Origin of the sequence: Streptomyces cinereospinus (assembly GCF_042430725.1) — a bacterium.
Lineage (GTDB): Bacteria > Actinomycetota > Actinomycetes > Streptomycetales > Streptomycetaceae > Streptomyces > Streptomyces cinereospinus.
Genome location: NZ_JBHMCY010000071.1, coordinates 28,211 through 42,236, shown reverse-complemented (window position 1 = coordinate 42,236; position 14,026 = coordinate 28,211). Strand labels below are relative to the sequence as shown.

Annotated in this window: 12 protein-coding genes, 1 tRNA gene and 2 pseudogenes; 5 read left to right on the top strand and 10 right to left on the bottom strand. The window is 71.3% G+C overall.

Going from position 1 to position 14,026, the window contains the following annotated elements; all coding sequences use genetic code 11:
• Positions 1–57: 57 nt before the first annotated feature.
• A complete protein-coding gene (locus ACFF45_RS28465; protein ID WP_381349498.1) occupies positions 58–369 on the bottom strand; it encodes a hypothetical protein in 312 nt (103 codons plus the stop codon).
• A gap of 94 nt (positions 370–463) precedes the next feature.
• Between ACFF45_RS28465 and ACFF45_RS28460 the strand changes: the two genes are divergently transcribed.
• Positions 464–691, top strand: a complete 228-nt coding sequence (locus ACFF45_RS28460; RefSeq protein ID WP_381349496.1) for a DUF4287 domain-containing protein — start codon at positions 464–466, stop codon at positions 689–691.
• Positions 692–792: 101 nt separating this feature from the next.
• Here ACFF45_RS28460 and ACFF45_RS28455 read toward each other — a convergent pair whose 3' ends face one another.
• The 3 genes and pseudogenes from ACFF45_RS28455 to ACFF45_RS28445 form a co-directional block, all read right to left on the bottom strand.
• Positions 793–1,707, bottom strand: a complete 915-nt coding sequence (locus ACFF45_RS28455; RefSeq protein ID WP_381349495.1) for a Bax inhibitor-1/YccA family protein — start codon at positions 1,705–1,707, stop codon at positions 793–795.
• A 214-nt stretch (positions 1,708–1,921) separates the two neighbouring features.
• A pseudogene (locus ACFF45_RS28450) lies at positions 1,922–2,546 on the bottom strand (FAD-dependent monooxygenase); the annotation flags it as partial.
• 40 nt (positions 2,547–2,586) lie between these two features.
• A tRNA-Leu gene (locus ACFF45_RS28445) sits at positions 2,587–2,669 on the bottom strand.
• 405 nt (positions 2,670–3,074) lie between these two features.
• Between ACFF45_RS28445 and ACFF45_RS28440 the strand changes: the two genes are divergently transcribed.
• Positions 3,075–3,845, top strand: coding sequence for an ABC transporter ATP-binding protein (locus ACFF45_RS28440; protein WP_381349493.1), 771 nt, complete (start codon positions 3,075–3,077; stop codon positions 3,843–3,845).
• A gap of 36 nt (positions 3,846–3,881) precedes the next feature.
• Positions 3,882–6,410, top strand: coding sequence for an ABC transporter permease (locus ACFF45_RS28435; RefSeq protein ID WP_381349492.1), 2,529 nt, complete (start codon positions 3,882–3,884; stop codon positions 6,408–6,410).
• 71 nt (positions 6,411–6,481) lie between these two features.
• Here ACFF45_RS28435 and ACFF45_RS28430 read toward each other — a convergent pair whose 3' ends face one another.
• On the bottom strand, positions 6,482–7,777 hold the full coding sequence (locus tag ACFF45_RS28430) for a class I SAM-dependent methyltransferase (RefSeq protein ID WP_381349491.1): 1,296 nt from the start codon (positions 7,775–7,777) through the stop codon (positions 6,482–6,484).
• A gap of 162 nt (positions 7,778–7,939) precedes the next feature.
• Positions 7,940–9,322 (bottom strand): NAD(P)/FAD-dependent oxidoreductase, encoded by a 1,383-nt coding sequence (locus ACFF45_RS28425; protein WP_381349490.1) that lies wholly within the window; start codon positions 9,320–9,322, stop codon positions 7,940–7,942.
• 525 nt (positions 9,323–9,847) lie between these two features.
• Here ACFF45_RS28425 and ACFF45_RS28420 point away from each other — a divergent pair.
• Both ACFF45_RS28420 and ACFF45_RS28415 read left to right on the top strand, forming a co-directional pair.
• Positions 9,848–10,118 (top strand): annotated as a pseudogene (locus tag ACFF45_RS28420) (type II toxin-antitoxin system Phd/YefM family antitoxin).
• Positions 10,115–10,384 (top strand): type II toxin-antitoxin system RelE family toxin, encoded by a 270-nt coding sequence (locus tag ACFF45_RS28415; protein ID WP_381349489.1) that lies wholly within the window; start codon positions 10,115–10,117, stop codon positions 10,382–10,384. Before ACFF45_RS28420 ends, ACFF45_RS28415 begins: the two are co-directional and overlap by 4 nt.
• 34 nt (positions 10,385–10,418) lie before the next feature.
• Here the strand turns inward: ACFF45_RS28415 and ACFF45_RS28410 are convergent, their stop codons facing one another.
• The 4 genes from ACFF45_RS28410 to eno all read right to left on the bottom strand — a co-directional run bounded on the left by ACFF45_RS28410 (position 10,419) and on the right by eno (position 13,877).
• Positions 10,419–11,372 (bottom strand): Ppx/GppA phosphatase family protein, encoded by a 954-nt coding sequence (locus ACFF45_RS28410; RefSeq protein WP_381349488.1) that lies wholly within the window; start codon positions 11,370–11,372, stop codon positions 10,419–10,421.
• Positions 11,369–11,986, bottom strand: coding sequence for a DUF501 domain-containing protein (locus ACFF45_RS28405; protein WP_381349487.1), 618 nt, complete (start codon positions 11,984–11,986; stop codon positions 11,369–11,371). The genes ACFF45_RS28410 and ACFF45_RS28405 overlap by 4 nt, the downstream gene beginning before the upstream one ends.
• A gap of 23 nt (positions 11,987–12,009) precedes the next feature.
• On the bottom strand, positions 12,010–12,486 hold the full coding sequence (locus tag ACFF45_RS28400) for an FtsB family cell division protein (RefSeq protein ID WP_381349486.1): 477 nt from the start codon (positions 12,484–12,486) through the stop codon (positions 12,010–12,012).
• Positions 12,487–12,596: 110 nt separating this feature from the next.
• Positions 12,597–13,877 (bottom strand): phosphopyruvate hydratase, encoded by a 1,281-nt coding sequence (eno, locus tag ACFF45_RS28395; RefSeq protein WP_381349484.1) that lies wholly within the window; start codon positions 13,875–13,877, stop codon positions 12,597–12,599.
• Between the last annotated feature and the right edge of the window lie 149 nt (positions 13,878–14,026).

Sequence of the window (14,026 nt, the reverse complement as noted above, 5' to 3'; positions counted from 1 at the left end):
CTCGCGAGCGCAGGCCCTTGACAACACGCACCAGCCGCAAACTTCACGGCCTTGGCACTAGACCCCCGCCCGCTTCTGGGCCTCCCCCACCGCCCGCACGGCCTCCTCCACCTCGGCCTCGCTCGTCAGCACGACGGCCAGATCCCGCCCCGCGACGCTGATCTGGTCCGCCGCCGCGAACATCCCCGCGTCCGGCATCTCCCGCGGCTCACTGCCCGGCGCCTCCACCGACTGGGCCCACCGCGCGAACTCCCTGGCCAGCGCCAGCGCCTCGGCGGCGGCGCCCCGCTGCAACCGGCTCTGCGGCGCCGCCCGCAACCGGTCCGCGAATTGGTCAACCGCACTGATCAGACGCGTCGTATCCACCACGGCCGCAGGCTACCCGCACTGTTGCCAACGGACGAACGCTCAGGCACGGTGACCTGAAGGACCGGCTTACACCCGATTGCGTCCGGAGGCGCCGATGTCCCAAGTCTTCTCCGAGGAGACCCATCGCAATCTGCTCGCCCGCATCCCCCATTGCACCGGTCGCGAAGTCGGCGACTGGCTGCGCACCGTCGAGGAAGGCCCCGCTCTCCGCTTCGAGGAGAAGGTCAGCTGGCTGCGCCACGAGTACGACCTGGCGTACGGCCACGCCAAGGCGATCATCCACGAGTACGACCTGAGGAGGGCCGCGCGCAAGCTGCTCTGAGCGCGCGGACAGCGAAAAGGGCCCCGGGTCGAACCCGGGGCCCTTCGCGTCCTGCGGCGTGCGCGGCGGCGGTCGGCCGCGCGCCGTCACTCAGTCGTCGCTCAGTCGTCGCCGCTGAAGATGGCGACCAGCCGCAGCATCTCGATGTAGATCCACACGAGCGTCATGGTCAGGCCGAACGCGGCCAGCCAGGACTCCTCGCGCGGAGCGCCGTAGGCGATGCCGTCCTCGACCTGCTTGAAGTCCAGCGTCAGGAAGAACGCGCCGAGCACGATCGCGATGATGCCCACGATCGCACCGAGCGGACCCATGCTGCGCAGTCCGCCGTCCTCGGCGACGCCGAAGGCGACCAGCAGCAGGTTGACGGCCATGACCAGGACGAAGGCGATGGCGATCGCCATGCCGATCCGGGCGTAGCGCGCGGTGACGCGGACCCAGCCGGCCTTGTAGACGAGCAGCGTGGCGCCCGAGACCGCCATCGTGCCGAGCACCGCCTGGAAGGGCGCGCCGGACCACGCGGTGTTGAACATCTCGCTGATCACGCCGAGGAAGACACCCTCGAACGCGGCGTAGGACAGGATCAGCGCGGGCGAGGCCTTGCGCTTGAAGGACTGCACCATCGCCAGGACGAAGGCGATCAGCGCGGCGCCGATCGCCAGGCCGTAGCTGCCGGACGACACCGGCAGCAGCGCCCAGGCGAGGACGGCACCGACGACGACCGTGCCGAGCGTCATCGCCGAGCGCATGACGACGTCGTCCATCGTCATCCGGCCGGCGCCGGCCGGGGCCTGCGGCGGGGCGCCGTGCTGCAGGTCCTGCTGGGCGTACGGGTTCTGTGCGTAAGGGTTCTGCGCGTACGGGCTGGCGCCGGGCTGGGCGTAGGGGTTGCCCTGCGCGTACGGGGTGCCCTGGGTGCCCACAGCTGCGCCCCCGGCCTGCGGCGCGGTGTTGAAGCCCGCGTAGCCGTTGTCGCGGCTGAACCCCCGTCGCGAGAAGACCGGGTTGCTGCTCCTCATTTCACTCCTCCATGGCCACCCTGCGTAGCCTTGGCTCAAGAGTAATAGACAGGCAAAGGAATGACCCTAGTGCTTGGGGAGGATCTTTCCCTCCTCGTGCTGCGCAACACGCTAGCCGGATGCCTGATTCCCGCCTGCGGAGCACGTCATTCCTGACGAACTCGGTACACGGCCGGGACCGGTCGGTGATCAAGCGCGCGGGTGGCCCGGGTGATCAGTGCAGCGGGAACCCGGTGTGGGCCTCGGCCAGGTCGGTCTCCGCGGCCCGCGAGGAGGCGATCCGCTCCAGCCGGGCGAGCCGGAGCCGGTCCTGGAAGGCGGTGGTGGCGTCCGGGGCGCGGCGCAGCAGCGTCGTCATGGCGTACGAGAACCGCTCGGCCTGCCAAACGCGGCGCAGGCAGGTCTTTGAGCAGGCGTCGAGCAGCCCGGTGGAACCCGGCCGCCACCGGCGGGTCAGTGCCCGGGCGAAGGTGACGACGTCGCCGACGGCGGGGTTGAGGCCCTTGGCGTCGGCCGGCGGCGCGATGTGCGCGGGCGTCGACGGCCGGGAAGAGCCGTCCGCGCCGCATCGGCTCGTGCACGAAGGAGCGCGGGGGCGTGACCGCCTTCCGGGTGATCGGCCCGCGCCGCAGCCGTTGGCCGTCGGCGGGGACGCGGTGGCGGCACCGGTCGAAGCGCAGTTCGATGCCGTCGTGCCGCAGCCCCCCGCGGTCCGTCCGCTCCCCGGCCCCGGCCGCGCGGAGCACGTCCACCGTCCCCTGTTCCAGGATCCCGGCCCGCATGTTCCGAAGGGTGAGTCTCCGCCCCGTACGCCGGGTGTCAACGGTTGCGCGGTGAAGTCAGCGATGCGCGGAGCAACCGGCCGACAGCCGTCGGAGATGCCCGGAACCGGACTCGAACCGGTACGCCCGCGAGGGGCAGCGAGGTTTAAGCTCGCCGTGTCTGCATTCCACCATCCGGGCAGGCCATGGGCTCCGCATCGAGCGCCCCGAGCCTAGCGGGACGCATCCCCCGAACAGCGGACGGGCGGACCGATGTTGTCTTATTTTATTGACGTCTGAGGGGGCATCAGCAGGCGGGGCAAGCCGTCGTCACTTGCCAATAGCCTTGCGTGCGAGGGTCGGCCGTGCATGCGGAATGACGGAATTTCACCGCCCGAACGAGGGGGCTCCACCTGTTCTCGACAGGTGGCCCCTCCGGGGGTGCCGCAGGGCCCGTCCGTCATCCCCAGGGATGAGACGGGCGCCCGCAGTGCGACCCCAGACTGCCTCCGGAACCGGAACAGCGGCTGACTCCACGGCGCCGCCCGGCCGAGACGATGGAGCACGTCCCGAGCACCACCCGTCGTCCCCCAGGAGCGTCACCCCGTGACCAGCACACCCGTCACCGGCCGGACCACCGCCGTGGCCGCGCGCGCCACGGACCTGTCGAAGATCTACGGGCAGGGCGAGACCCAGGTGGTCGCCCTGGACCGGGTCTCCGTCGACTTCCGGCAGGCCGAGTTCACCGCGATCATGGGCCCCTCCGGCTCCGGCAAGTCCACCCTGATGCACTGCGTCGCCGGTCTGGACACCTTCTCCTCCGGCTCGGTGCGCATCGGCGACACCGAACTGGGCTCCCTGAAGGACAAGCAGCTCACCAGGTTGCGCCGCGACAAGGTCGGCTTCATCTTCCAGGCGTTCAACCTGCTGCCGACGCTGACCGCGCTGGAGAACATCACCCTTCCGATGGACATCGCCGGGCGCAAGGCGGACCGGCAGTGGCTGGACACCGTGATCGGGATGGTCGGCCTGTCCGACCGGCTCGGCCACCGCCCCGCGCAGCTCTCCGGCGGTCAGCAGCAGCGCGTCGCCGTCGCCCGCGCCCTGGCCTCCCGCCCCGAGATCGTCTTCGGTGACGAGCCGACCGGCAACCTGGACTCCCGCTCCGGCGCCGAGGTGCTGGGATTCCTGCGCAACTCCGTGCGCGAGCTGGGCCAGACGGTGGTCATGGTGACCCACGACCCGGTCGCGGCGGCCTACGCCGACCGGGTCGTCTTCCTCGCCGACGGCCGGATCGTGGACGAGGTGCACGGGCCCACCGCGGAGTCGGTCCTCGACTTCATGAAGCGGTTCGACGCCAAGGGCCGCACGAGCTGACGTCCCCTCATCCACCGACCGAGGACTGACACTTCCATGTTCCGCACCGCCTTGCGCAACGTACTCGCGCACAAGGCCCGGCTCCTGATGACCGTCCTCGCCGTGATGCTCGGCGTGGCGTTCGTGTCGGGGACCCTGGTCTTCACCAACACCATCTCCGAGGCCTTCCAGAGCAGGTCCGCCCAGGGCTTCGACGAGGTCGACGTCGCCGTCACGCCGCGCTCGCAGGACGCCGAGGGCGACCGGGTCGGCCGGCAGCCGGAGCTGACCGAGTCCCTGCTCGACGAGAGCGCCCGGGTGCCCGGCGCGGCGTCCGCGATCGGCGTCGTGGAGGGCTTCACCGCCCTGGCCGACCAGGACGGCAAGCTGGTCGGCGGCAACTTCGGCACCCGGGGCGGCAACTACTGGGGCCCGGAGGACCCCCGGTACCCGCTGGCCGACGGCCGCGCCCCCCGGGGCCGGGACGAGATCCTCATCGACTCCGAGACCGCCGAGCGCACCGGGTACCAGGTGGGCGACACGGTGCGGCTGTCCGTCGACGGGCCGGTCCTCACCCCGGTCGTCAGCGGCGTCTTCACCACCGACGACGGCAACGTCGCGGCCGGCGGCAGCCTCGTCCTGTTCGACACGGCGACCGCGCAGCACCTGTTCGGCAAGGTGGGCACCTACGACGAGATCGACGTCCGGGCGGAGCCGGGCGTCACCCAGGCCGCGCTCAAGACGGAGCTGGACGAGGCGCTGCCCGGGGACACCGTGGAGACCACGACCGGCGAGCGGCTCGCCGCCGACCAGGCGGAGACGATCGCCGCCTCGATGGGCGGGCTGCGGCAGGGCCTGCTGGTGTTCGCGGGCATCTCGCTCTTCGTCGGCACCTTCATCATCGCCAACACCTTCACCATGCTGGTCGCCCAGCGCACCAGGGAACTGGCGCTGCTGCGGGCGGTCGGCGCCTCCCGCCGCCAGGTCACCCGGTCGGTGCTGATCGAGGCGTTCGTGGTCGGCGCGGTCGCCGCCGTGGTCGGCCTCGTGGCCGGCATCGGCATCGGTGCCGGGCTGCGCTCCCTGATGGGCGGCCTCGACGCGCCGGTGCCGGACGGCCCGCTGGTGGTCACGCCGGGCACGGTCGGCGCGGCTCTCGCGGTCGGCGTCCTGATCACCATGCTGGCGGCGTGGCTGCCGGGCCGGCGTGCCGCGAGGATCCCGCCGGTGGCGGCGATGAGCAGCGTGCACGCCCGGGCGACGACCAGGTCGCTGGTGCTGCGCAACACCCTCGGCGCCCTGTTCTCGGCGGCCGGCGTCGCGGTGGTCCTCGCGGCCACGACGATGGACGGCTCGGACGGGCAGGCGCCGATGGGGCTCGGCGCGGTGCTGCTGATCATCGGCGTGTTCGTCCTGACGCCGCTGCTGTCCCGCCCGCTGATCGCCGCCGCGACGCCGGTACTGCGCGTGTTCGGCGTCGCCGGCAAGCTGGCCCGGCAGAACTCGGTGCGCAACCCGCGCCGCACCGCCGCCACCGCCTCGGCGCTGATGATCGGCCTCACCCTGATCACCGGTATGACGGTGCTGGCGGGCAGCCTGCAGACGTCGATCGACAAGATGGCGTCGGCCGCGATCGAGGCCGACTACGTGGTCTCCATGGCGAACTACAACCCGCTGTCCCCGGACGTCGCCGAGACACTGCGCCGGACGGACGGGGTCACCGCCACCAGTCCGCTGCGCAACGCGCCCTCCCGGATCGACGGCGGCACGGAGAACCTCACCGGCGTCACCGGTGCCACCATCGGCGAGCTGACCGACCTCCCGGTCCGCGGCGGTTCCTTCCGGGTCGGCGGCACGGACGTGGTCGTGGACGCCGTCACCGCCGAGGAGCACGGCTGGCGGGCCGGGTCGGGCTTCACCGTCACCTACGAGGACGGCGCGCGGCAGCGGCTGACGGTCGCCGGGATCTACGAGGGCAACGAGATGATCAGCGGCATCATGCTCGACACCGCCACCCTCGCCCCGCACCAGCCGGACCCGGTCGACATGCAGGTCATGGTGAAGACCGCCGACGGGGCCTCGGAGTCGGCGAAGGACGCGCTGGAGAAGGCCCTGGGCAGCAACCCGGCCATCAGGGTGCAGGACAAGCAGGACATCTCCAACGAGATCGCGCAGACGTTCACGCTGATCCTCAACATGCTCTACGGTCTGCTGGCCATGGCGGTGATCGTGGCGGTCCTCGGGGTCGTCAACACCCTGGCGATGTCCGTCTTCGAACGGTCCCAGGAGATCGGCATGCTGCGCGCCATCGGCCTGGACCGCCGGGGCGTCAAGTGGATGGTGCGCCTGGAGTCCCTGGTGATCTCCCTGTTCGGCGGCGTGCTGGGGGTCGGCCTGGGCGTGTTCTTCGGCTGGGCCGCCGGTGAGCTGCTGGGCTCGCGGATGGCGACGTACGAACTGGTGCTGCCGTGGGCGCGGATGGCGGTCTTCCTGCTGCTGGCGGCGACGGTGGGGGTGCTCGCGGCGCTCTGGCCGGCCCGCCGGGCGGCACGCCTGAACATGCTCGCGGCGATCAAGTCGGAGTAGCGCGAGCAGCGCCCAGGGGCGTACGGGGGGGCAGGGCCCCGCTTCCTTCCGGAGGCGGGGCCCTGGGCCGTTCAGGTGTTCCAGGTGCGCGAGCGCAGCGGCACCCCGGAGGCGCCGGAGTCCGGAGTGCGGACGGCCAGGACCTGGTTGACGCCGATGCGGTTGTGCTCGAAGGCCAGCGCGGAGGCGGCCATGTACAGCTGCCAGACGCGGGCGCGGCCGGGGCTGGTCAGCTTCACCGCGCGGGCCCAGTCGGCCTCCAGGTTGGCGACCCAGCGGCGCAGGGTGAGGGCGTAGTGCTCGCGGATCGACTCCGTGTCGCGCACCTCGAAGCCGGCGCGCTCCAGCTGGGTGACGGTGGTGCCGACGGGGGCGAGCTCGCCGTCCGGGAAGACGTAGGCGTCGATGAAGGCGTCCACGTCGTAGGCGGTCTCGTCGCGCTCCGGGCGCCGCGCGATCTGGTGGTTGAGCAGCCGTCCACCCGGCCGGAGCAGTCCGTACAGGGTGCGGGCGTACGCCAGATAGCGCTCGGCGCCGACGTGCTCGGCCATCCCGATGGAGGAGATCGCGTCGTAGGGTCCGTCGGTGACGTCCCGGTAGTCCTGCACGCGGATCTCCACCCGGTCGGTGAGCCCCTCGTCGGCGACGCGCTTGCGGGCGTACGCCGCCTGCTCCTGGGACAGGGTGATGCCGACGACGCGCACGCCGTGCTCGCGGGCGGCGTGCACGGCCATGGAGCCCCAGCCGCAGCCGACGTCGAGAAGGCGCTGACCGGACGTCAGGCCGAGCTTGCGGCAGACGAGTTCGAGCTTGTCGTGCTGGGCGGTCTCCAGCGTGCTGTCGGGGGCGGGCCAGTAGGCGCAGGAGTACACCATGGACGGTCCGAGGACGATCTCGTAGAAGTCGTTGCCGACGTCGTAGTGGTGGCTGACGGCGCGTTTGTCGCTGCGCCGGGTGTGCATGTTCCGGCGGGGTCTGCGCACCTCCTCGGGGGGCGGGGCGGGTGGCAGCGCCGGCCCGGCGAGCTTCACCAGCCCTCGTACGGCGGAGCGCACCTCGGGGTCGCGCAGCGCCTCACCGAGGCCGCGGGCGTCCTCGCCGCGCTCCCAGATCAGGCCGGCGAGCAGGTCCAGGGCGGTGTAGAGGTCGCCCTCCACCGCGAGGTCGCCGGCCACCCAGGCGCGGGCCAGGCCCAGTTCGCCGGGTTTCCACAGCAGCCGGCGCAGGGCCCGCCGGTTGCGGACGACCAGGACCGGCGTGTCCGGCGGACCCGCCTGCGAACCGTCCCAGGCGCGAACGCGCACCGGGATCGGACTTCCCACTGCCTGCTCCAGCAGCCCCTTCAGCCGCGACGCGGCGTCAGCCATGGCGCACACCTCCGTGACGGTGATCCGACACCACGTAAACACCTCCGGGGCCCGGCCGCAGTCCCCTGTTCGCGTCATGTCTGGGCAAAGCCCATGCGTAAGGGGCCGTCTGCACCACGGATGGCAGACGGCCCCTTCACGGGACGTGCGGGTGACCGGAGGTCAGGAGGCCTTGGCCTTCTCCTCGGTCTTCGGGGCGGCGGCGACCGGGGCCGGCTTGGCGGCCTCGTAGAACTCCTCGCGCGGGGACTCCAGCGCGCCGAGCGCGACGACCTCGCGCTTGAGGAACATGCCGAGGGTCCAGTCGGCGAAGACGCGGATCTTGCGGTTCCAGGTCGGCATCGCCATACCGTGGTAGCCGCGGTGCATGTACCAGGCGAGACGGCCCTTGAGCTTGATCTTCATCTTGCCCATGACGATCATCGCCACGCCCTTGTGCAGGCCGAGGCCCGCGACCGCGCCCTTGTTGGCGTGGCTGTAGTCCTTCTGCGGGAAGCCCCGCATGCCGGACACCACGTTGTCGCCGAGCACCTTGGCCTGGCGCAGCGCGTGCTGGGCGTTCGGCGGGCACCAGGCGTTCTCCACGCCGGCCTTGCGGGCGGCGAGGTCGGGCACCTGGGCGTTGTCGCCCGCGGCCCAGATGTAGTCGGTGCCCTTGACCTGGAGGGTGGGCTCGCAGTCGATGTGGCCGCGCGGGCCGAGCGGGAGGCCGAAGCGGGACAGCGCCGGGTTCGGCTTGACACCCGCCGTCCAGACGATGGTGCCGGCGTCGACCTCCAGGCCGTTCTTGAGCACCACGTGACCGTCGACGCAGGAGTCCAAGGAGGTGGAGAGGTAGACCTCCACGCCCCGGCTCTCCAGGTGCTCCCTGCCGTACGTGCCGAGCTTCGGCCCGACCTCGGGCAGGATCTTGTCGGCCGCGTCGACGAGGAGGAAGCGCATGTCCTCACGGGACACGTTCTTGTAGTACTTGGCCGCGTCCCGGGCCATGTCCTCGACCTCGCCGACGGTCTCCGCGCCGGCGAAGCCGCCGCCGACGAAGACGAAGGTGAGCGCCTTGCGGCGGATCTCCTCGTCGGTGGTGGAGTCGGCCTTGTCGAGCTGTTCCAGCACGTGGTTGCGCAGGCCGATGGCCTCCTCGATGCCCTTCATGCCGATGCCCTGCTCGGCGAGGCCGGGGATCGGGAAGGTGCGGGAGACCGCGCCGAGCGCGACGACGAGGTAGTCGAACGGCAGCTCGTACGCCTCGCCGACCAGCGGGGCGATCGTGGCGACCTTGCGGTCCTGGTCGATGGTGGTGACCCGGCCGGTGAGCACCTCCGCCTTCGGCAGCACGCGTCGCAGCGGGACGACGACGTGGCGCGGGGAGATGTTGCCGGCGGCGGTTTCGGGGAGGAAGGGCTGGTAGGTCATGTACGACCGGGGGTCGACGACCGTGACGGTCGCCTCGCCGTAGCGCATCTTCTTCTGGATGCGCCGAGCTGCGTACAGGCCTACGTACCCACCGCCTACTACGAGGATCCTGGGACGCTCCGTGGTGCTCATGCCATCGAGTATCCACCCGGCCTGAGGGGTGCGCTCGTGCGCCCCTTCACAAGCTCCGGCTGACCCTGTGCTACACTCCCCGGCTCGCGTGAATCAGATCATGCCCGAGTACGGGAACCGCCATCCGGCCCGCTCCGTTGTCAATGCCGCGTGAGCTGCCTCTCTGGCCGGGACGCGGGTGCGTGAGGCCGTCGAAACATCCCCTTCGGCACGGGATCCGAAGCCCCCGGACCGAGCCCATCCGAACGCGTTCAACGGGCCCTCGGGCCCCCGCAGAGGCCGTCCGGCCCCTCCCCGCGCCCCCACCGGGCCGATTTCCTTGTGAAGAACTTCACGAACTTTTCCGAAGCCACGTCAACGAGGGACTCCGGAGGGCCCCTCAAGGCCGCTCATACGCTATTCCAGCTGCTCAACCGTGGACTACCGTCGAGTAGCGAAAGTGCGCCACGCCACCGGCCACCCACCTCCTGGCAGCCCGACTCCGTGTACACACGTGCGCGTACAGGCCTCACGGCTGAGAACACCGTGACCGTACGCGAAGCCCGCACCCACCTCGCCGGCCACGTCAACCGGGCCGAGGAAGGCGTCCCGACCGTCATCACGCGCAACGGCGCCCCGGTGGCGGCTGTGGTGCCGATCTCGTACTGCGCAGCGTTGGAGGAGGCGGCCGACGTGATGCTGGCGCGTGAGGCCGAAGCGGTGCTGGCGAAGCGGTGCTGGCCCAGAACGCCCCCACCTGACGATGGCGGAACTGCTGGCGGACCTGTTCACCGAGCAGGGCGAAGAGGCGCCGTGAAGTACGCCTGCCGGTTCACCACGGCGGCACAGCGTCAGCTCCGGGCCCTGAGCCGACCCGACGCCATGCGCATCCTGACCGCGCTGACCGCACTCGGTGACGACCCGTACCGCCAGGACGCCGACGTCGAGAAGCTGACCGGCCCGTCGGGCCTCTACCGGCTCCGGGTCGGAAGCCACCGGGTCGCCTACCAGATCGACGACGGTGAACTCGTCGTCCTCGTCGTCAAGGTGGGCGACCGGCGGGACGTCTACCGCAACCGGTGACGATCCGCCGGACACCGCCGTCGGGCAACGCCTCTCAGCACGCCTCGGCGGCCGTGTGAAATGCGATGCCGTCGAGGATGTCGTGCTCGCTCACCACGACCTCCTCCGCACCGGTCCGCTCCATGATCGACAGCAGCACGAGGGCCCCCGCGGCGATCACGTCGACGCGGCCGGGGTGCATGGACGGCACCGCCGCCCGCTCGGCGTGGGTGGAGCGCAGCAGCCACTCGGTGATCTCGCGGACCCTCGCCCGGGAGACCCGCGAGTGGTGGATGGCGGTGGAGTCGTACGCGGGGAGGTCCTGGGCGATCGCCGAGACCGTGGTGACCGAGCCGGCCAGGCCGACCAGCGTGCGCGCCTCGCGCAGCGGGACCTTCTCCTCGGCCAGGTCGAGCGCGGCCTCGATGTCGGCCCGCATCGCCGCGATCTGCTCCTCGCCCGGCGGGTCGCTCACCACCCCGCCGACGACCAGGTGGCGCTCGGTCATCCGGACGCAGCCGACGTCGACCGAACGGGCGGCGCGCACGTGCTCCTCGCCGACGACGAACTCGGTCGAGCCGCCGCCGATGTCCACCACGAGGTAAGGCCGGTGCAGGTCCGTCCGGCCGGTCAGTTCCTTCGTCGCGCCGGTGAAGGAGAACTCGGCCTCCTCCTCGCCGGTGATGACCTCGGGCTCGACCCCGAGGATGTCCACCACCCCGCGGACGAAGTCGTCCCGGTTCTCCGCGTCGCGGGAGGCGGAGGTGGCGACGAAACGGACCCGCTCGGCGCCGTGCCGCTCGATGACCGCGGCGTACTCACGGCAGGCCGCGAAGGTCCGCTCCAGCGCCTCGGGGGCCAGCCGCCCGGTGCGGTCGACGCCCTGGCCGAGCCGCACGACGGTCATCCGGCGGTCCAGGTCGGTCAGTTCGCCGGTCTCCGGGTCGGCGTCGGCGACCAGGAGCCGGATGGAGTTCGTACCGCAGTCGATGGCGGCCACACGGGTCACTTTCCGTCCTCCTCGGCGTCGGCACCGGCGTCCAGGGGCCGGGCGGCGACGTGGCCGGACTCGTCCCCGTCGGCCTCCCCGTCCGCGCCCCGGGGCGGCCCCGGGACCGTCACGCACGGCCCCTTGCGCCACCACTCGGGCAGCATGGCCAGCGCCTCGTCGCCGAGCGGGTTCACGCCCGGCCCGGCGGCCAGGCTGTGCGCCACCAGCACGTGCAGGCACTTCACCCGGTCCGGCATGCCGCCCGCGCTCGGGAAGCCGGTCAGCTCCTCGATCTCGTCGCGGCGCCGGACGTAGTCCTCGTGCGCGGCACGGTACGCGGCGGCGAGCTCGGGGTCGCTCTCCAGCCGGGCCGTCATCTCCTTCATGACACCGTCGGCCTCCAGGGTGCCGATGGCGGACGAGGCCCTGGGGCACGTCAGGTAGTAGAGCGTGGGGAAGGGCGTGCCGTCGGGCAGCCGCGGGGCCGTCTCCACGACGTCCGGCTGCCCGCAGGGGCAGCGGTGCGCGATCGCGCGCAGCCCGCGCGGCGGCCGGCCGAGCTGCTGCTTGAAGGCCTCGACGTCCGCGTCGGTGGGCTCGGTGCGCGGGGTGGGCGGCGGGGGCGTTTCCATACCTGTCTTTCGGTCTGTGTCGTTCACTGGCCGGCGGCGTCGGACTTGTCGACGCCGTCCCAGACGTTCGCGTACCAGGGGCGGTCGGCCGCGCCCAGGTCGGTGCGGGACTGCCTGGCCGCGTCCGGGTCGATCACGATGTACCCGGTCTCGCCCGGCATCACGTAGTGCAGCCGCTGCCGGATCTGCTGCTCGGCGTACGCGTCGTCCTGCCAGCGCGCCTTGAGGTCGCGCAGCTCCTCGACCCGCTCCTCGGCCTGCCGCTGCTGGCGCCGCAGATCGGCGATCTCGGCCCGCTGGGCGACGTACTGCCTTATCGGGTAGGCGAGCGCGACGACCAGGGAGCAGACGACGAGGGCGAGCAGGGCCGCGCGGCCGGTGAGCCGGGAGCGGCGGGCCTGGCGGCGGGTCTGCGAGCGGTAGACACGGGCCGCGGTCTGCTCGCCGAGCAGCCTGAGCCTGGTCGCGGTGGAGAAACGGTCGCGTTCCTTCACGGCCATCTGGCTCTCGCCTCCCCATGCCTGCGTGGTGCACACGCGCGTACGTCCCCGCACACGGTACGGGACCGGGTGCGGGGACGTACGGACGACGCTGCCTGTGCGGGCGTCGCTCAGCCCTTGAAGCGGGGGAAGGCGCCGCGGCCGGCGTACACCGCGGCGTCGTCGAGGATCTCCTCGATGCGCAGCAGCTGGTTGTACTTGGCGACGCGCTCGGAGCGGGCCGGGGCGCCGGTCTTGATCTGGCCGCAGTTGGTGGCGACGGCCAGGTCGGCGATGGTGACGTCCTCGGTCTCGCCGGAGCGGTGGGACATCATGCACTTGAAGCCGTTGCGCTGGGCCAGCTCGACGGCGTCCAGGGTCTCGGTGAGCGAGCCGATCTGGTTCACCTTCACCAGCAGGGCGTTGGCCGCGCCCTCCTCGATGCCGCGGGCCAGGCGCTCGGGGTTGGTGACGAACAGGTCGTCGCCGACGAGCTGGACCTTGTCACCGAGCTTGGCGGTGATGGTCTTCCAGCCCTCCCAGTCGTCCTCGAACAGCGGGTCCTCGATGGAGACGAGCGGGTACGCGTCGACGAGCTCCGCGTAGTACTCGGTCATCTCGGCCGCCGAGCGCTCCTTGCCCTCGAACGTGTAGACGCCGTCCTTGTAGAACTCGGACGCGGCCACGTCGAGCGCGAGGGCGATCTGCTCGCCGGGGGTGTAGCCGGCCTCCTTGACGGCCTCCAGGATGAGGTCCAGGGCCTCACGGTTGGAGCCGAGGTTCGGGGCGAAGCCGCCCTCGTCGCCGAGGCCGGTGGCCAGGCCCTTGCTCTTCAGGACCTTCTTGAGGGTGTGGTAGACCTCGGCGCCCCAGCGCAGGGCCTCGGAGAAGGACTCCGCGCCGATCGGGGCGATCATGAACTCCTGGATGTCCACGTTGGAGTCGGCGTGCGAGCCGCCGTTCAGGATGTTCATCATCGGCACCGGCAGCAGGTGCGCGTTCGGGCCGCCCAGATAGCGGAAGAGCGGCAGGTCGCTGGCCTCGGAGGCGGCGTGCGCGACGGCGAGCGAGACGCCGAGGATGGCGTTGGCGCCGAGCGAGCCCTTGTTGTCGGTGGCGTCCAGGTCGAACATGGCCTGGTCGATCAGGCGCTGCTCGGTGGCGTCGTAGCCGACCAGCTCCGGGCCGATCTGCTCGATGACGGCCAGGACGGCCTTCTCGACGCCCTTGCCGAGGTAGCGGTCGGGGTCGCCGTCGCGGAGCTCGATGGCCTCGAAGGCGCCGGTGGAGGCGCCGGACGGGACGGCGGCACGACCCGTGCTGCCGTCGTCGAGGCCGACCTCGACCTCGACCGTGGGGTTGCCTCGGGAGTCCAGGATTTCCCGGGCTACGACGACGTCGATGGACGGCACGAGCATCTCCTTCGTGGATGTGACGCGGTGAGCAGGACCGCAGCGGCTCTGCGAGACGAGCCTAACCGGCTCCGTGCGATCGGCCAGCCGGTCGCCCATCTCGTGGACGGAACCGAGAGTAAATTGTTTCCGAACCAAACAAAGACATC

What these genes read in the sequence shown, in the direction of transcription:
- ACFF45_RS28405 (WP_381349487.1), bottom strand. Translation starts at nt 11,986, where the DNA reads ATGGAAACGCCCCCGCCGCCCACCCCGCGCACCGAGCCCACCGACGCG.
- ACFF45_RS28425 (WP_381349490.1), bottom strand. Translation starts at nt 9,322, where the DNA reads ATGAGCACCACGGAGCGTCCCAGGATCCTCGTAGTAGGCGGTGGGTAC.
- ACFF45_RS28435 (WP_381349492.1), top strand. Translation starts at nt 3,882, where the DNA reads ATGTTCCGCACCGCCTTGCGCAACGTACTCGCGCACAAGGCCCGGCTC.
- ACFF45_RS28460 (WP_381349496.1), top strand. Translation starts at nt 464, where the DNA reads ATGTCCCAAGTCTTCTCCGAGGAGACCCATCGCAATCTGCTCGCCCGC.
- ACFF45_RS28430 (WP_381349491.1), bottom strand. Translation starts at nt 7,777, where the DNA reads ATGGCTGACGCCGCGTCGCGGCTGAAGGGGCTGCTGGAGCAGGCAGTG.
- ACFF45_RS28400 (WP_381349486.1), bottom strand. Translation starts at nt 12,486, where the DNA reads ATGGCCGTGAAGGAACGCGACCGTTTCTCCACCGCGACCAGGCTCAGG.
- ACFF45_RS28455 (WP_381349495.1), bottom strand. Translation starts at nt 1,707, where the DNA reads ATGAGGAGCAGCAACCCGGTCTTCTCGCGACGGGGGTTCAGCCGCGAC.